Annotated in this window: 15 protein-coding genes; 4 read left to right on the forward strand and 11 right to left on the reverse strand. The window is 66.4% G+C overall.

The window, feature by feature from the left end:
* Positions 1–67 precede the first annotated feature (67 nt).
* On the forward strand, positions 68–544 hold the full coding sequence (locus ACFQE9_RS00210) for a hypothetical protein (protein WP_379738693.1): 477 nt from the start codon (positions 68–70) through the stop codon (positions 542–544).
* A 26-nt stretch (positions 545–570) separates the two neighbouring features.
* Here ACFQE9_RS00210 and gltB read toward each other — a convergent pair whose 3' ends face one another.
* The 9 genes from gltB to coxB all read right to left on the reverse strand — a co-directional run bounded on the left by gltB (position 571) and on the right by coxB (position 13,255).
* A complete protein-coding gene (gene gltB / locus ACFQE9_RS00215; RefSeq protein WP_379738695.1) occupies positions 571–5,307 on the reverse strand; it encodes a glutamate synthase large subunit in 4,737 nt (1,578 codons plus the stop codon).
* A 283-nt stretch (positions 5,308–5,590) separates the two neighbouring features.
* Positions 5,591–7,066 carry a proline--tRNA ligase gene (gene proS, locus ACFQE9_RS00220; protein ID WP_379738697.1) on the reverse strand — a complete coding sequence of 492 codons (1,476 nt, stop codon included), beginning with the start codon at positions 7,064–7,066 and terminating at the stop codon, positions 5,591–5,593.
* Between the two features lie 103 nt (positions 7,067–7,169).
* Positions 7,170–7,862, reverse strand: coding sequence for an HD domain-containing protein (locus ACFQE9_RS00225; protein ID WP_379738699.1), 693 nt, complete (start codon positions 7,860–7,862; stop codon positions 7,170–7,172).
* Positions 7,863–8,035: 173 nt separating this feature from the next.
* Entirely contained in the window at positions 8,036–8,791 is a 756-nt protein-coding gene (locus tag ACFQE9_RS00230; protein ID WP_379738701.1) for a GNAT family N-acetyltransferase, read from the reverse strand.
* 45 nt (positions 8,792–8,836) lie between these two features.
* On the reverse strand, positions 8,837–9,238 hold the full coding sequence (locus ACFQE9_RS00235; RefSeq protein ID WP_379738703.1) for a universal stress protein: 402 nt from the start codon (positions 9,236–9,238) through the stop codon (positions 8,837–8,839).
* A 120-nt stretch (positions 9,239–9,358) separates the two neighbouring features.
* A complete protein-coding gene (locus ACFQE9_RS00240; RefSeq protein ID WP_379738705.1) occupies positions 9,359–9,631 on the reverse strand; it encodes a cytochrome C oxidase subunit IV family protein in 273 nt (90 codons plus the stop codon).
* A 36-nt stretch (positions 9,632–9,667) separates the two neighbouring features.
* Positions 9,668–9,811 (reverse strand): hypothetical protein, encoded by a 144-nt coding sequence (locus ACFQE9_RS00245; protein WP_379738707.1) that lies wholly within the window; start codon positions 9,809–9,811, stop codon positions 9,668–9,670.
* A gap of 151 nt (positions 9,812–9,962) precedes the next feature.
* The gene (locus ACFQE9_RS00250; RefSeq protein WP_379738709.1) at positions 9,963–12,461 is read right to left on the reverse strand and encodes a cbb3-type cytochrome c oxidase subunit I; all 2,499 of its coding nucleotides are present in this window, start codon (positions 12,459–12,461) and stop codon (positions 9,963–9,965) included.
* Positions 12,461–13,255 (reverse strand): cytochrome c oxidase subunit II, encoded by a 795-nt coding sequence (coxB, locus tag ACFQE9_RS00255; RefSeq protein ID WP_379738711.1) that lies wholly within the window; start codon positions 13,253–13,255, stop codon positions 12,461–12,463. Before coxB ends, ACFQE9_RS00250 begins: the two co-directional genes overlap by 1 nt.
* A 260-nt stretch (positions 13,256–13,515) precedes the next feature.
* Here coxB and ACFQE9_RS00260 point away from each other — a divergent pair, with 260 nt between their 5' ends.
* Positions 13,516–13,935, forward strand: a complete 420-nt coding sequence (locus ACFQE9_RS00260) for a hypothetical protein (protein ID WP_379738714.1) — start codon at positions 13,516–13,518, stop codon at positions 13,933–13,935.
* A gap of 129 nt (positions 13,936–14,064) precedes the next feature.
* Here the strand turns inward: ACFQE9_RS00260 and ACFQE9_RS00265 are convergent, their stop codons facing one another.
* A complete protein-coding gene (locus tag ACFQE9_RS00265; RefSeq protein WP_379738717.1) occupies positions 14,065–14,265 on the reverse strand; it encodes a VNG_1110C family protein in 201 nt (66 codons plus the stop codon).
* Between the two features lie 152 nt (positions 14,266–14,417).
* Here ACFQE9_RS00265 and ACFQE9_RS00270 point away from each other — a divergent pair, with 152 nt between their 5' ends.
* Together ACFQE9_RS00270 and ACFQE9_RS00275 are read left to right on the forward strand one after the other, a co-directional pair.
* Positions 14,418–15,527, forward strand: a complete 1,110-nt coding sequence (locus tag ACFQE9_RS00270) for an OBG GTPase family GTP-binding protein (protein ID WP_379738720.1) — start codon at positions 14,418–14,420, stop codon at positions 15,525–15,527.
* A gap of 7 nt (positions 15,528–15,534) precedes the next feature.
* Positions 15,535–16,014 carry a TIGR04206 family protein gene (locus tag ACFQE9_RS00275; protein WP_379738723.1) on the forward strand — a complete coding sequence of 160 codons (480 nt, stop codon included), beginning with the start codon at positions 15,535–15,537 and terminating at the stop codon, positions 16,012–16,014.
* A gap of 29 nt (positions 16,015–16,043) precedes the next feature.
* Here ACFQE9_RS00275 and ACFQE9_RS00280 read toward each other — a convergent pair whose 3' ends face one another.
* On the reverse strand, positions 16,044–17,486 hold the full coding sequence (locus ACFQE9_RS00280) for an MATE family efflux transporter (RefSeq protein WP_379738726.1): 1,443 nt from the start codon (positions 17,484–17,486) through the stop codon (positions 16,044–16,046).
* Positions 17,487–17,517 lie beyond the last annotated feature (31 nt).

Here is a 17,517-nt window from a genome sequence, read left to right on the forward strand (position 1 = left end):
GTTACGAACACGTTCTCGTGTTCGAGCGGCCACAACCGGCAAGCCGCTGGGACGCGAGCGGATCGACATGGACGTCACCCCGGAGACGGTCGCGGCCGAACGCGAGTGGGTGAGAGCGCGCGGCGAGGTCGTCGTTCCGCTGATCAACGAGACGCGGGACGCCCTCGGCGAGTTGTTCGGAACGGACGTGGATCCGGTCTCGATGGAGGGGTACCACGAGGCGGTGGACGCCGTCTTCGCGGACGGCGAAGTCGCCGTGAACGTGGCGGGATACGTCGGGCTCCTCAGGGCGCTCGACGTGGAGGGCGACTATCCGGGGTTCGTCGTCGACGAGGTCCTGGGGCGCGAGCTGGCGGCGACGATCGCGGGCGGACAGCCCCTCGCGCTGCTCGCGCAGGCGACCTTCCACTTCGCCGACGTCCACACACACGGAAGCGACGGGGACGCCGCGGGTGCCGACGACCTGGATGCGGCCCTGGCCGCGGGCTTTCAGACGCGGCTGCCCGGGTGGGACTGGCGCGAGAACGACCCGTTCGGAGTGTAGGGTCCTCGGTCGGCGTGTGAAAGCCCTCAGTCGTCGCTCGAGGCGACGTTCGCGTCCGTGCGAGCCGCCGCGTCGGCGACGGCGGCCGGCGGGCGCGAGTCGCGGACGTCGGCGCCGCGACCCTCCTCTATGACCTCGGCGTAGGCGTCGGGGAAGACCCGCACGAAGTCCGCGAGGGCCGCCTCCCAGTCGTCGAGCAGCTCGCGTGCGCGCTCGCTTTCGGTGTAGGCCGCGTGGTTCTCGACGAGCCGGCGAAGCATCGCCTCGTCGCGCTCGGAGAGGTCCCCCGAGAGCGAGACCATGCCGTCGTTGACGCGCTCCTCGAAGCGGTCGTCCGGATCGTAGACGTAGGCGACTCCGCCGGACATCCCGGCCGCGAAGTTCCGCCCGGTGTCGCCGAGGACGGCAACCACGCCGCCCGTCATGTACTCACAGCCGTGGTCGCCGACGCCCTCGACGACCGCCTTCACGCCGGAGTTGCGGACGCCGAACCGCTCGCCGGCGACGCCGTTTACGTACATCTCGCCCGCGGTGGCGCCGTAGAGACAGACGTTTCCGGTGACGACGTTGTCGGTGGCCGAGTAGCCGGCGTCCTCGGGCGTGGTGACCACGATCCGGCCGCCTGAGAGGCCCTTGCCCACGTAGTCGTTCGCGGCGCCGGTCAGCCGGAAGGTGACGCCGGCGGCGAGGAACGCCCCGAAGCTCTGGCCCGCGTAGCCGTCGAAGTCGACGGCGATCGTGTCGTCCTCGAGCCCGTCGCCGCCGTGTTCGGCCACGATCCGGTTCGAGAGCGTCGCGCCGACCGTCCGGTCGACGTTCGTGACGTCCTCGGAGATGGCGACCGGCGTGCCGTCGTCGATCGCCGCCTCGGCGGCGTCGATGAGATCCCAGTCGAGCCGGTCGTCGATGCCGTGGGACTGCTCGCGAACCTTGGTGCGCACGGAGCCGGCGGGCTCGGCGATGACCGAGGAGAGGTCGAGGTGTTTGGCCTTCTCGTGGTCGGTCTCGCGCTGGCGGAGCAGGCCGGGGCGGCCGATCATCTCCTCGACCGTCCGGAAGCCGAGCTCGGCCATGATCTCGCGAAGCTCCTCCGCGATGAACGTCATGTAGTTCACGACGTGGTCCGGCTCGCCGGGGAACCGCTTGCGGAGGTCCTCACGCTGGGTGGCGACGCCGACCGGACAGGTGTTCTCGTGGCACTGTCTGGCCATCACGCAGCCGGAGGTGACGAGCGAGGCCGTCCCGAAGACGTACTCCTCGGCCCCCAGCAGGGCGGCCACGGCGACGTCGCGTCCCGTCTGCATCCCGCCGTCCGTGGAGACGCGGATCCGGTCGCGGAGGCCGGTGGCACGAAGCATCTGGTTCGTCTCCGCGAGGCCGAGCTCCCAGGGAAGCCCCGCGTTCTTGATCGAGGTCTTCGGCGAGGCGCCCGTGCCGCCGGAGTGGCCGGAGACGTGGACGACGTCCGCGTTCGCCTTCGCGACGCCGGCGGCGATGGTACCGATGCCGGCTTCCGAGACGAGCTTGACGTTGACGTCGGCGTCCGGGTTGGCCGACTTCAGGTCGTAGATGAGCTGTTTGAGGTCCTCGATCGAGTAGATGTCGTGTTGGGGCGGCGGCGAGATGAGCCCGACGCCGGGCGTCGAACAGCGGACGTGGGCGATCATCTCGTTGACCTTCTTGCCGGGGAGGTGGCCGCCCTCGCCCGGCTTCGACCCCTGTGCCATCTTGATCTGGAGCTCGTCGGCGGAGGTGAGGTATTCGGCGGTGACGCCGAAGCGACCGGAGGCGACCTGCTTGACGTTGCACTCGCGTTCGGTGCCGAACCGCTCCGGCGGCTCGCCGCCCTCGCCGGTGTTCGACTTCGCGCCGATCCGGTTCATCGCGATCGAGTTGTTCTCGTGAGCCTCCGGCGAGATGCTGCCGAGCGACATCGCCGCCGTCGAGAAGCGCTCGACGATCTCCGAGGCCGGCTCGACCTCCTCCACCGGAACGGGGTCGCGATCGGAGTCGAACTCGAGGAGCCCGCGGAGCGTCTGGATGACCTCCGTCTGGTCGTTGACCAGCTCCGCGAACTCCTTGTACTGCTCGTAGTCGCCCGCGCGGACCGCCTGCTGGAGCGTGCCGACGGTCTGGGGGTTCCAGCCGTGTTTGACGCCCGACGAGCGGTGTTCGTACTCGCCGATCGTCTCGAGTTGCGGGTCCGCGCCGAAGCCCATCGCGTGGCGCGTGCGGAGGTCGCCCTCGATCACGTCGAGGCCGATTCCCTCCGTGCGGATCTCCGTTCCCTCGAAGTACTCGGCGACGAGGTCGGAATCGAGGCCGACGGCCTCGAAGATCTGGGCGCCCTGGTAGCTCTCCATCGTGGAGATACCCATCTTCGCCATCGTCTTGAGCAGGCCGTCCTCCAGGGCGCCGCGGTAGGCGGCGATCGCCTCGGCCTCGTCGGCGCCGTCGGGTCCGGCGACGACGTCGGCGATGGAGGCGTACGCGAGGTAGGGATTGACCGCGCCCGCGCCGTAGCCGACGAGCGTCGCGATGTGGTGGACCTCGTGGGGTTCGCCGGACTCGACGACGAGGCCGGCGTGGTTGCGGAGCCCGTTTCGGACGAGGTGGTGGTGGACCGCGCCGGTCGCGAGCAGGCTCGGGATCGCGATCCGCTCGGGGCCGACGGCGCGGTCGGAGAGCACGATCACGTCCGCGCCGTTCTCGATCGCGTCCGCGGCGTCCTTCCGAAGGCGCGAAACGGCGTCCTCCAGATCCGTGTCGGGAGCGAAGGTGGCATCGAGCACGCGCGAGTCGAACCGGTCGGCGTCGTCACCGTCGACGGCCGCGCCATCGCCCGCGCCGCCCGCGTCCGCATCGTCCGCGCGCCCGTCCCCGAGACCCTTGATCGCGGCCGTCTCCGCGTCGGTGAGGATCGGCGAGTCGGCGACGACCTGCCGGGCGTGGTCCGAGGTCTCCGCGAGGAGGTTTCGCTGGAAGCCGAGCCGGGTCTCGAGCGAGGTGACGAGCTCCTCGCGGATGTAGTCGATGGGCGGGTTCGACACCTGTGCGAACAGCTGTTTGAAGTAGGTGAAAAGCGGCCGGTCGACGTCCGAGAGCACGGTCAAGGGCGTGTCGTCGCCCATCGATCCGACCGGGTCCTTGCCGGTCTCGGCCATCGGCTCGACGAGGTGGTTCATCGAGTCCGTCGTGTAGCCGAAGGCGGCCTGGTGGGCGCGCAGGATCGACCCCTCGTCGACGTCGGGATCGGAGTCGGAATCGGCGAGATCGAGCGCGTCGGCGTCGATCCCGTCGCTCGTGCCGTCGTCGGCGTCGACGAGCGCGTCGAGGTCGACCTGTTCCTCCTCTACCCACTCGCCGTAGCGCTCGTCGGTCAGCTCGGCGAAGACCTCCTCGTCGGGGACGACCCGGCCGGACTCCAGGTCGGCGACGAAGATCTCGCCGGGCTGGAGTCGACCGCGCCGCTCGACGTCGGCGGGGTCGGTGGGCAGCGCGCCGACCTCGCTGCCGACGATCAGCCGGTCGTCGTTCGTGACCTCGTAGCGGCACGGTCGCAGCCCGTTTCGGTCGAGGACGCCGGCGACGCGGTCGCCGTCGAACCCGAGCACGAGCGCGGGGCCGTCCCACGGTTCGACGAGGGAGGCGTGGTAGTCGTACCAGTCCGCCCGGTCCTCCTCCATCAGGTGGTCGCCGCGGAACGCCTCGGGGATCAACATCCGGAGCGCGTGGGGAAGCTCGCGTCCGGTCTGGACGAGCAGTTCGAGGGCGTTGTCGACCGAGGCCGTATCCGACTGGTTCGGGTCGTCGATGACGGGTTTGACCGTCTCGAGGTCGCCGCCGAACCCGGGGTGGGAGACGTCCGTCTCCCGGGCGCGCATCCAGTTGATGTTGCCCTGAATGGTGTTGAACTCGCCGTTGTGGACGATGTTGCGGTAGGGGTGTGCGAGGTGCCACGCGCCGAGGGTGTTCGTCGAGAAGCGCGCGTGAACGAGCGCCGCCCGCGAGGCGAACCGGTCGTCCGCCAGGTCCGGGAAGTAGTCGGCGAGCTGTTGGCCCTTCAACAGGCCCTTGTAGACGACGCGACGGCGATCGAGGGAGACGACGTAGAACCGTCCGGCGCCCTCGGCGCCCGAGACGGCAGACTCGATGGCCTTGCGAGCCACGTAGAGCGCGCGGTCGAACCCGAGCAGGTCGGGGGCGCGGTCGGCGTCGGCGTCCGCCTCGGCGTCGACGAACCGGGCCGCGAGGTCTGCGTCCGCGCTCGGGGCGAGAAACACCTGCCAGTGGTCCGGCTCCGACTCGAGGGCGGTCGCGCCCAGATCGGCGTTGTCCGTGGGAACGGCCCGCCGTTCGAGCACCTCGAGGTCGTACTCGGCGAGGGTCTCCTCGACGACGTCGAGGAGTCGATCACGTGCGCGCTCGTCGGTCGGAAGGAAAAGCGATCCGACGGCGTACTCCTCGGGCAGGTCGGCGTCGGTGACCGCGTGGAAGAACGGGTCGGGGCGCTGGACCATGATCCCGGCCCCGTCGCCGGTGTTCTCCTCGGCGCCGGTCGTCCCGCGGTGCTCGAGGTTCTCGAGGAGCCGGACGGCGTCGGCGACGGTGTCGTGGCTCGGTTCGCCATCGAGGTCGACGACGGCGCCAACCCCGCAGTTCGATCGGTCGTCGTCGAGCGCCGCCAACCCCTCGGCGGCCCCCTCGGTCGAACCCGGCGAGCCGTCCACGAACTCGCGGGTGGCACTGTGTGGCTTGGTCATACGAACCTAAAACGGTCAGACGAATAAAGGGCTAACCCTGATACAGTTAGGGTGCCTTACTCACCCATTAGGGAATATAAGGTCATTATTGTTAAGGGGCTGTGACTGAATGCCATGCGATAAAAACCAGAAGTTATGATCCGATTCGTCGACCAAAACACCACCACACATAGAATATTCGACCAATATATTTCAAAATGTTCCCTGTCAGAAGACGTTCGTTTACAAACGAGATCGGTGACGATCGACGTGGGAACCCGGCCGCATGGAGGAACCGGCGGGTTCAGTACGACTTCGCGAAGTACGCGGTCCGCTCGGCGGGGTCGCCGCAGACGCCGCAGGTCTCCTCGTGGTCCTCGCCGAGGAGGTCGTCGTCCTCCTCGAAGGGGACCATCACGATCTCGGCGGCGATCTGCTCTTTGATCTCCGTCTCGCAGGCCTCCTCGCCACACCACGGCGTCTCGACGTAGCCGCCGTGGCGGCCGAGCGTGCCGAGGATCTCCGCACGATCGTCGGCCTCGCGGATCTCGCCGTCGAGGTTCTCCTCGGCCGCGGCGTACAGCTTCGCGTAGATCTCATCGAGGTGGGAGCGAACCGTCCCGGACGCGTCCGCACGGTCCACCACGTCGCTTTCGCCGTCCGGCCGGTGGACGAGGGTCAACTCGCCGTCCTCGACCTCGTTCGGGCCGATCTCGATGCGCAACGGGACGCCGTGGAGCTCGTGTTCGTTGAACTTGAAGCCGGGATTGTGCTCGTCCCGGTCGTCGAGTTCGACGCGGATGCCCGCCTCCTCGAGGTCCTCGGCGACGCCCTCCGCGTACTCGAGGACGTCCTCCTTCGTGTCGGCCTGCCAGATTGGGACGACGACGACCTGTTCGGGCGCGACCGTCGGCGGGAGCACGAGCCCCTGCTCGTCGGAGTGGGTCATGATCAACGCGCCGAGACACCGCCAGGAGATCCCCCAGGAGGTGGTGTGGGCCGTGCGTTCCGTCTCGTCGACGTCGGAGAAGGTGATGTCGAACGCCTCCGCGAACGACTGGCCGAGGTGGTGTGAGGTGGCGCCCTGGACGGACTTGCCGTCCGGCATCAACGCCTCGACGGTCGTCGTCGTCTTCGCGCCCGGGAACTTGTCGTGGGGGGGCTTCTGCCCGCGGAGGACGGGAATGGCGAGGACGTCCTCGTAGACCGACTCGTACTGGTCGAGCCGGAGCATCGTCTCCTCGAGGGCTTCCTCGTCGGTCTCGTGGGCGGTGTGGCCCTCCTGCCAGAGGAACTCCTTCGTTCGGAAGAACGGCTTGGTCTCGGTCGCCTCCCAGCGAACCACCGAACACCACTGGTTCACCCGGAGGGGAAGGTCGCGGTGGCTGCGGACCCACCGTGCAATGTAGGGGGCGATTATCGACTCTGAGGTGGGCCGAACGGCCAGTCGCTCCTCGAGCTCCTCGTGGCCGCCGTGGGTGACCCAGGCGACCTCCGGATCGAACCCCTCGACGACGTCCTTCTCGCGTTCGAGGTACGACTCCGGGATGAACATCGGGAAGTAGGCGTTTTGCACCCCGGTCTCCTTGAACTTCGCGTCGAGGGCGTTCTGGACGGCCTCCCAGAGCGCGTATCCGCGCGGGCGGGTGACGATGAACCCGCTCATGCCCTCGGGACCGTAGTTGGCGAGGCCCGCCTTTTGGACCACCTCGGCGTACCACTCGCCGGTGTCGTGTGATTTGGACTCGGTGATTCCGAGCTCCTGATCGTCGTCGGTCATCGGATCCAGAAACCGGCGTGCGGGACTTAAAGCGACCGAAGCGGCCGCGCGCCGGGGCTACTCCGGGGCGGAGCGCCGACGCCAACGCGACCCGGGGCGAGCGCTACCGGTCCGTGACGCCCTCGCGGTCCATCTCCGCGACCTCCGCCTCGAGCCACTCGCGGAACCAACGGACGCGTTTGATCCGCTGGTGGGCGATCGACTCCCCGGTCTCCGAGCGGATGCGATCGACGTGATCCCGGCTGCGCTCGAGGACCCGATCGACCATCTTCGCCGCGTCCATGTGGGTCCGCGCCTCGTAACCCATCCGCAGCAACATCAGCGCGGTCCCGTTCGCGCCGACCTTGTCGAGGAGGTCCGCCTCGATCAGACACTGCGTCTCGAGGGAGACGTTCTCGAGATCGCCCTGGTAGGAGTGGGCCTCGACGGCCTGGGCCACCTCGGCGACGAACGAGTCCGGATACTCGCCGCGCGTCTCGAGGTACTCGCGGGCGATCCGCGCGCCCTCCTCGGCGTGGACGTCCTGGTCGACCTCGAGTTTGGCGACGTCGTGAAACAGCGCCGCGACCCGGACGACGTCCCGGTCGGCGCCCTCCTCGCGGGCGATCCGCGCCGCGATGTCCGCGACGTTCAGGATGTGGTTGAACCGATATTCCGCCGAGTGCCAGGGGTACCACCGCATCCGGCCGCCGTCGTCCTCGCTTTCGACGCTCGCGGCGAGGTAATCGTGAACGAACGACCGCATGTCCTCGAAGTCCGCCTCCGAGACGCGGGTTCCCTTGATCTCAACGCCCACGCTCCCACCTCCCGGCTCGAGTGACGCGACGTCCGCGAATTCCGTGGTTCATTGCCGGAACCCACGGTCGTTTCGTTCTTAGGCGTTACGACAGGCGGAGTGAAAACCCGGATCGACCGCCGCGAGCCTCGTGGAGCGGCGAGCCGCGAAGTCACGGCGACGTGACGTTCAGATCACAGGTACGCGGCGTCCCACCTCGTGGGTTTGCTCCGGTTGCCGCAGGCGTTACACTCCAGGCGGTCCATCGTGTCGACGACGACGTCGAGGCTCTCACAGTTGCCGCAGACGTAGCCGTACCGCTCCCCGTGGTCGGGGTCGGCGTACGCGAGGTAGAACGGCCCCCGTGCGCCCCGTTCGCTCTCCGAGAGGTCGACGTGGACGGAGTCGCCCGAGTCGTCCGTGTAGACGCGCGAGGTCTCCGCCTCGGAGTCCTCGGCGATCCGCTTCGTGTAGACCAGCTCGTCGAACGTCTCGCGTTCGACGGTTATCTCCGATTCGTCCGTCCGATCGTACCCCTCGTCCTCGTAGAACCGGGTGCCCGACTCGTTCGTCGCGAGGACTCGTCCCTCGATGCGGTCGACGTCGCGCTCGCGCAGGCGGTCCTCGACGTAGGCGAGCAGCCGGCCGCCGAATCCCGAGCCGCGGTGGTCGGGATGGACGTGCAGCCAGTCGATCTCCCCGACGCGTTCGTCCCGGTCGATGACGTAGCTCTCGGCGAAGCCGACGATCTCGCCCGACTCGACGGCCACGGGACACACCGTTCTCCCGGAAGAGAGGTCGGCGGTCACCTCCGAGGGGTCATACCACCGATCGACCAGCTCGGCGATCCCCTCCTCGGAGACGGCGTGTCCATACGAGGCCGAAAGCGACGCGCGCGCGACCGATCGTATCGCCTCCAGGTCGTCCGTGGTTGCCTCTCGGATCTCCATGTGAGGTGTGTTCACACTCCACTTACAAATAACCTCCCCGGCGGTTCACTCGCCGCCGGCCCGGCCGACGATCGTCACCGGACGGTCCGCCCCGAGGATGACCGACTGTGCGACGCTGCCGAAGAGGGCCTTGCCGGCGGGCGAGCGGCTCCGACCGGCGACGTAGATCACGTCCACGTCCTCGTCGTCCGCCGCACGGAGTATCGACTCGGCCGGATCGCCGCTGGCCTCGAGCACCTCGTGGTCGACGCCGGCCTCCTCCAGGGCGTCGATCACGCGCCGAATGCCGCCGACCTGCGGGGCGGAGACCCCGGCCGGGTTGTCGACGAAACAGTGAAACACGGAGACGAACACGTTCTCGTCGGCGTCGGGAAGTTCCGCGACCGCGTTCGCGAGCCGGGTGCTCCGCCGCTCGTCGTCGTCGACTGCAAGCAACACGTGGTACATGAACACGGGTACGCAAGGGGGGAATTTGGAGGTTTCCCCGATCCCCGCGGACGGGGAACGGCCTCGACTACGGGATCGCGCCACCCGGACGATCGAGGGCGACTGCGTGGTCGGACCCGATTACGTGATCGAGTAGGTTGCGGCCGCCATCAACAACAGGGCGAACGCGAGGGCGGTCACCATCAGATAGGTCAGCGATCGGTTCTCCCACTTGAGGTGTTGGTAGTAGCCGACGATGAGGGCGGACTTCAACACCGCGGCGCCCATCGTCCCGACGAACGCCTGCTCGTAGGTGAAGAACTGATCGAACTCGAAGAAGACGAACTTCGAGGTCGCCAACCCCACGAGTGCGACGTAAATGAGCGCATAGAGCTTGATCGAATCCGACGCCATTGTTCACGCGAAACCTGGATGTGCGTGCTTAAAGATTTACCCATCCTCCTCGTCGGGTCCCCGCCATCGCTTCCACAGGAGGTACCCGACGATCGGTCCGGCGATCCAAAACCCCACGCCGACGAGCGTCCAGAAGATGCCGCTCCACAGCCGCGGGTCGGTGAGGAGGTCGGTGGCCATGCGATCAGTCGGCGATCGGGACGTAAATATCCGCGTATCGATCGACGCCGGCTATCGATCGAGGCCGATCATCGAGCGACGCCGGCGACGAAGCACACGACGCATCCAAAACGCGGACCGGCCGGGCCGGCCCGAAGGAAGCCGCGACCCCTTAGAAGAGGTAGAAGAGGGGGAAGAGGATGACCCAGACGATGTCGACGAAGTGCCAGTAGAGGCCGAAGTACTCGATCGGACGGGAGTCCTCCTGGTAGGCGCCGTTCCAGGCGCGCACGAGTAGGAACCCGGCGATCAACAGCCCGATCACGACGTGGAGTCCGTGAAGACCGGTGGTAACGTAGTAGATGGTCGCCTGCACCGGGTCGCCGTGGGAGTTCTGGGTCAGCGTGACGCCGACGTCGTAGATCTCGTGGTGCCACTCCCAGAGCTTGATCGACAGGAACGTGAACCCGAGCAGCATGGTCGCGCCGAGGCTGGCGAGCAACCCGCCGCGACTCCGTCTGCGCGCGTACACGAGCGCGAGGATGACCGTGAACGAGGAGGTCAACAGCACGAACGTGTTGATGAGCCCCGGCAGCGAGTCGGTGAGCGGCTCCCAGGTGTACCAGCCCGCGGCCACGCGGATGAAGACGGCCGCGGAGATGAACGCCCCGAAGACGATGACGTCCGAGGCCAGGAAGAACCACATGCCGAGTTTGACCTTCTCGACGCCCTCGAAGGGCCACCGCTCGGCGATCTCCATCGGCGGCGCGTAGAAGTCCTCGAGTCCCCACCGCACCGCGGACCAGACGACTCCCAGCACGCCGAGGACGGTGAAGACCGGGTAGATCGGATTGGAGACCGAGACGGCGGTCGCAAACAGGGTGTCGCCGGCCGAGACGCCGATCGACGAACGGACTCCCGAGAGACCGAAGAAGAAGATCCCGGTCGCAAGCGAGAGCGCGAACGGCCAGATGCTGGCGTGGCTCGCGTGTTTATCCCAGTAGGGATAGCTCTCGATGTGGTCGTCGCCGTGAGCGGTTCCGTGACCCCCGTCGGTCGCAGCGGCCGGCTCGCCGTGGCCGTCGTCGGTCGTGGTGAGCGCCTCGGAGACGAACTCGAGCTTTCCGGAGGCGTAGGACGGCCGCCCGCCCCAGTTCTCCAGCGGCGGCGGCGAGGAGACCGCCCACTCCGCGGTCCGCGTGTACTCCCACGGGTTGTCCGGCGCGTCCGGACCGGAGACGTAGGACTTCGCGAAGTTGTAGAACATGATGAAGAAGGACAGTCCGAGCACGAACGCGCCGATCGTGCCGAACTGGTGCATGCTCTGGTAGGCCGGGTCGTAATCGAAGACCCGCCGCGGCGTCTCCCACGCGAGGAACATCGAGAAGTACACCGCGTTGAATCCGATGAAGAAGATCACGAAGTGGACCTTCCCGAGGAACTCGTCGTACATCTTCCCGGTCATCTTCGGGAACCAGTAGTAGGCCCCGCCGAACAGGGCGGTCGCGCCGCCGAACATCACGTAATGGAAGTGGGCGACGACCCAGTAGGTCCCGCGGAACTCGTAATCGAGCACGATCGCCCCGAGGAAGACGCCCGTAATGCCGCCGAGGATGAACAGCAACAGGGCGCCGAACGCGAACAGGAACGGGGTCGTGAACCTGATGCGCCCCTTGATCAGCGTGTAGATGAGCGAGAAGACGAGGAGGTCGAACGGCAACGAGATGCCGATCGACGTCGCCATCATCAGCGTCTTGACCTCCAGGTTGATCGTCGTGAGGAACATGTGGTGGGTCCAGACGAGGAACGACTGGATGGAGATGAGACAGATGGCGATGATGACCCACTTGCGGCCGACGAGGCGGTTTCCGGAGAACGACTGGAACAGCTCCAACATGACGCCGAGCGCCGGGAAGAAGACGATGTACACCTCGGGGTGGCCGAAGAACCAGAAGAGGTGTCCCCAAAGCAACGCGCCGCCCTCGGTGGCCGAGAAGTAGAGGCTCCCGAGGATGCGGTCCGACAACAGGATGAGCGCGACCGCCAGCAGCGCCGCGAACGCGAACAGCATCATGTAGACGGTCGCGAGGATCGACCAGGTGAAAAGCGGCATGTCCATCAGCCCCATGCCCTCCGCACGGGAATGATGGATGGTCGTGAGGAAGTTCACCGTCGAGGCGGTGATGCCGATGACGAACATCGCGAGCGCGAGGATGGCCCCCGTCGACCCGAGGCTCGGGGTGTACATCGGCACGTTGAGCGGGGCGTACATCGTCCAACCCGTGCTGAGGGTGCCGCCCTGGAAGTAGCTCACCCCCAACAGGAGTCCCGAGAGCGCGTACATCCAGTAGGAGAGGGCGTTCAACCGTGGGAACGCGAGGTCGTCAGCGCCGATCTGGAGTGGGACGAAGTAGTTCGCGAAGCCGAACCCGAACGGCGAGAGGAACCAGAAGACCATCACCAGTCCGTGGGTCGTGACGGCCTCGTTGTAGGCGATCCCGGAGAGCACCTGAGCGCCGGGTTCCCACATCTGGAGCCGGATGAGGAGGGCGAGCATTCCGCCGAAAACCAGGAAGAACATCGACGTGACCGTATAGAGTATCCCGACGTCCTTGTGGTTCGTCGTCACGAGCCAGCGGCGAACGGACGTCTTCGGTGGCAGTTCGGACATTACGCCTCAGCCTCCAAGCGCGCGTCGTGTGTGTTCATGGCGTTTTGGGACCCGTCGGATTCGTTCTCGAGTTCGGCCTCCTGCGTGTCGTACCACTCCTGGTAGTCGTCCTCGTGCATGACGACGATCTCGCCGTTCATGAACGAGTGGCCGGACCCGCAGAGTTCGTAACACTTGATCTCGTAGGTCCGCTCCTCACCGGGCGAGAGTCCGTCATCGGTCGTGAACCACGTCTCGGAGTAATCCCCGGGGATGGAGTCGGTTTTGATGCGTAACTCCGGGACCCCGAAGTTGTGCCAGACGTCCCGCGAGGTCACCCGTAACTCGATCGCCGAGTCCTGGGGAACGTACATCGTGTTCTGGGTCGTGACGCCGTTCGGATACTGGAACTCCCAGCCGAACTGGTAGCCGACGACCTCGACCTCCATGTCGGTTTCGACGCCGGCGCCGTCCGGTCCCTCCTCCACGACGAGGAGCAGACCGTAGGCGTAGACGACGAGGCTAATGACGATGATCGCGCTGATTCCGAACGAGAGGAAGAGCTTCTTCGCCTTCGGACCACCCTTGCCGGTCGGAAGTTCGCCGAGAACCGGAGGATCGAAGCTCTCCTTGGGTTCGCTCCCGTCGTCGCGATACTTGTACGCGTTCAAAAGCGTGTACGTGACGACGACGATCCCGACGAGCGTGCCGAGTCCGAGGAAGACGAGGAAGATCTCGTCGAAGATCGCGGCCTGGGCCCGGATGCCGTCGCCCTGTAGTAACACGGATGCTAGTATAAATACTGACGCTGTCATGTTCTTGTGTCGGCCCTTGTGGATCAGTTGGTGATGCCGCACTTATCTCTTTTGTAGCGTCGTCGTCGAAGGGCCGTTCGTAGGTCGACGATGGATCCGTTCGTAGGTCGACGATGGATCCGGATGTCGAGGACACGCTACGAGGATCGGAAACGAACCGACGACATACGAAGCCTATTTGTACACACGTCCGGACCATCGATGTAACGAGGAACACTAAGACAGCCATGGTCTCGCCAACGCTTTTAAGCACCACGCTGATGGGTCTGCTCGTACTCGCCACGTTCATCGCCGTGGGGCGGCTCGCACGGAAACGCTCGTCGCTCACCGCCGAGGAGGGGGACCGATACGATCGACTCGCCTCGAGGCTCGGATCGCTCGTTCGGACGCCGGTCGTCTGGACGATCACGTTCATCGTCATCGCGGTCGGCATCGGCGTCCTGGTGGTCCTTTCGTTCGGGAACTTCGGCCTGCCCGAGGGCGTTCCGGGGACGCTCCTCAACGCAGTCTACGGACTCGTAGGGCTGCTGATCGGCGCCTTCGTCTTCCTGGGCGCCTACTCGGCGACGCGGGATCGAGGACTCGGAAACGCACAGGGCGTCGCCGCCGGATCGATCGCGCTCGGGATGGTGCTGATGCTCGTCATCGCACTCCAGCTCGTCGTCGGAATCGCCGGCTGAGAGGAAGCGATCGTCGCTACGGGGAGTTCCCGTTCGCCGCTTTCGTCGGGGGCGCACACGTCGTTTTTTGCCGTGTCACATCTTTTGCTGCGTGCTCACGTTCCCCACGGAACCGTGTCAGTCAGCCGCCTACGCGACGGTGATTCCGTGTCGGGTCAGAAAGTCGCTGACGGCCTTGATCTCGATCGGACTGCCGATGATCCGACACCGGCCGTCGGCCTCGAAGACCGTGACGGTGTATTCGGCCTCGAGTCGGTCCCGGATCTCATCGAGGACCCGGCAGGGAACCACGATCTGCGTGCTGTCTCGGAGGCGAGCCGGATCCGGCATTCGACGTTCGGAACGTGAAACAGGTGGCGTATAACCGTGACGAAAACGCCTGGGCCACCAGCGGTCGTCGGGACGGTAACGCCGACGGTCACGGAGTCGCCGACGGGGGTGAAAGAACAGGTTTAACGAACTGAACGGCGGAGTGTCCGGTGATGGGACTCGAAGAGGAGATCGAGGATCTCCGCGAGGAGATCGCCGAAACACCCTACAACAAATCGACCGAGGAGCACATCGGTCGTCTCAAGGCCAAGCTGGCGGAAAAAAAGGAGAAGCTGGAGAACCAGTCCTCCGCCGGCGGCGGCCACGGATACGCCGTCGAGAAGCACGGGGATGCGACCGTCGCGCTCGTCGGCTTTCCGAGCGTCGGCAAATCGACCCTCATCAACGCCCTCACCAACGCCGACAGCGAAACGGGGTCCTACGAGTTCACGACGCTCGACGTCAATCCCGGCATGTTACAGTACCGGGGCGCGAACGTCCAGATCCTCGACGTCCCCGGGCTGATCGAGGGCGCCGCGGGGGGACGCGGCGGCGGCAAGGAGGTCCTCTCGGTCGTTCGGACCGCGGACCTCGTCTGTTTCATGCTCTCCGTCTTCGAGATCGACCAGTACGAACGGCTGAAACGCGAGCTGTACGCGAACAAGATCCGCCTCGATACCGATCCGCCGAACATCTCCATCCGGAAGACGCACAAAGACGGGATCCGGGTGACGACCGGCGACGACGTCGACCTCGACGAGACGACGATCAAAAGCGTCCTCAGGGAACACGGCTACGTGAACGCCGCCGTGACGATCCCGCACGACCTGACGATCGACGAACTGATCGACGGGATCATGGACAACCGCGAGTACCTCCCCTCCATCGTGACGGTGAACAAGGCCGACCTCATCGACAAGGAGTACGTGCCGACGGTACACGAACAGCTCCGCGATCATGGACTGGATCCCGAGGAGGTGACGTTCATCTCCGCGGAGGAGGAGCGCGGACTTGACGGGCTCAAAGAGCGGGTCTGGGAGGAACTCGGGCTCGTTCGCGTCTACATGGACAAACCCGGTCGCGGCGTCGACTACGAGGAGCCGTTGATCCTCTTTTCGGGCGAGACGGTCGGCGACGCGTGCAAAAAGCTGGGCGGGGACATCGACGAACGGTTCAAGTTCGCGCGCGTGTCGGGGCCGAGCGCGAAACACGACGAACAGCAGGTCGGACGCGACCACGAACTCGCGGACGAGGACGTCCTCCGGATCATCACCCGTCGATGAACGCGACATGACGCGGCGGTGGATCGCGGTGGGGGCCGTCGCCGCGCTGTTTGCGATCCCGGTGACGGTCTCGGGTGCCGACGGCGACTACGCGTTGGTGATGGTCTGGGGGCTCGTCGATCTGGGGTCGACGGGACCCGGCGGCGTCCACGTCTATCCGATCTGGAGGTACCTCGCGGAGCATCCGATCGGATTCGAGGCGTTGCCGGCCTCGATCCGGGCCTGGCCGGTGGGGCTGGGCTTCCACGTGCTCGCGCTCGCGAGCGCGACGCTCGGAGCGACGATCGACAGGGAGGATCGACGTGTCACGGGCGGCCTCCTGGTCCTCGCCGGGCTCGCGTCGTTTTCGGTCACGTTCGGGATCGCGACGCGCACCGGGGGATTCGGCGGGTCGTCGACGGTGCTCCTCCCCGTCGGAGCCGTCCTCACGTGGGGGGCCGCAGTCGCCCTGTACGGGAGCGACCTTCGCGGCCTCCTCGGACGATAGGGTGGAAGTCGACGATCCATATCCACCCGTCACCCGGATTTCGGCGTGTCGGGACGATAGCCCCGACTGACCGTCTTCCACGCGCCGCTTTGGAACCGCCAGTAGTTGATCGCCGCCGGGACCGTCGTCTCCGCGAGGAAGGCCAGATAGACGCCCCACAATCCGAGCGGCGTCACCGCGCCGAGGTAGGCCAACGGAATGGCGAGACAGAACATTCCGAGAACCTGGCTGACGAACGGGACCGTCGTATCCCCGCTGGCGTCCAGAACTCCGGCCGCGGCGCCCGCGACACCCTTCAACACGATGGCGAGACAGGCCGCGTAGACGAACCGAACGGCGATCGGGATCGCGGGATCACCGGGGTCATCGACGAACAGTCCGACGATCGGCTCGGCGAAGGTGAAAACGATGACGGCGGAGACCACGTAGGTCGCCACCGCGAACCGGACGATCTCACGGCCGTACCGCTCGGCCTCGTCCTCCTCGCCGGTCCCGAGCTCCTGTCCGACGAGGCTCGATGAGGCGAGCCCGAACCCCCATCCCGGCGTGTTCATGAGACCCCAGATGCGCCGGGTGATGACGAACGCGGCGACGACGTCCTGCCCGAAGACGTCGAGGATGGCGAGCATCGGGAACTCGGCGGCGGTCCACACCAGGTTGCGCGCGCCGACAGGGATCCCGATCTCGAGGAGGTCGACGATCGTTTCCCGGTCCAGGTAGGTCCCACGCGGATCGATCCGAACCGGAAATGCCCCGACGATGGGTAGCGATCCGCGGGAGAGTCCGGCCGCGAACGCCGCGGTGACGATGACGTTCGAAAGGACCGTCCCGAGCGCCGCACCGACCACGCCGAGGCCGAGCCCGAAGATGAGTACCGCGTTGATCACGACGTTTGCGACCGCGCCGCCCCCGCGGAGCTGCATTGCGGAGTAGGCGTCGTCGGCGCCGACGAGGACGCGGCTGCCGACGAGGTTGAGCCCGGCGAAGGGGACCCCGAATCCGACGATCTCGAGGTATGCGGCGCCGTAGGCGATGGCACGGTCGTCGCTGGAGAGCAGCGAGATCAGCTCCTCGGGAAACGAGAAGAACAACGCGACGATCGGGAGGCTGACCAGCACGACGAGGAGGGTGCTCGACCGCACCGCGAGCCCGAGTTGCTCGCCGGCGTCAGCGCCGTATCGCTGGGAGACGAGCGCGATCGTCCCGCCGGCGACTCCGCCGCCGGTCGCGAAGGCGACACCCCAGAAGGGTCCCGCGAACCCGACGCCCGCGATCGCCGCCGACCCGATCGCGACGCCGACCATGGCGACGTCGACCGCGTTCTTCGACATCCGGGCGATCCCCGTGAGGACCCGCGGCCAGGCGAGATCCGTGGTCCGGATCGCCCGCTCGCGATCGATCACCCCCGCCCGGGCGAGGCCGAGTCCGATCCAGAGGATGGCGAGCCGGACGGGGTTCGGAAAGCGGGTCACTGGAGGTGTCGGTCATTTCACGGAGTTACCT

The sequence above is a fragment of the Halopenitus salinus genome, assembly GCF_042662125.1.
GTDB classification, from domain to species: domain Archaea; phylum Halobacteriota; class Halobacteria; order Halobacteriales; family Haloferacaceae; genus Halopenitus; species Halopenitus salinus.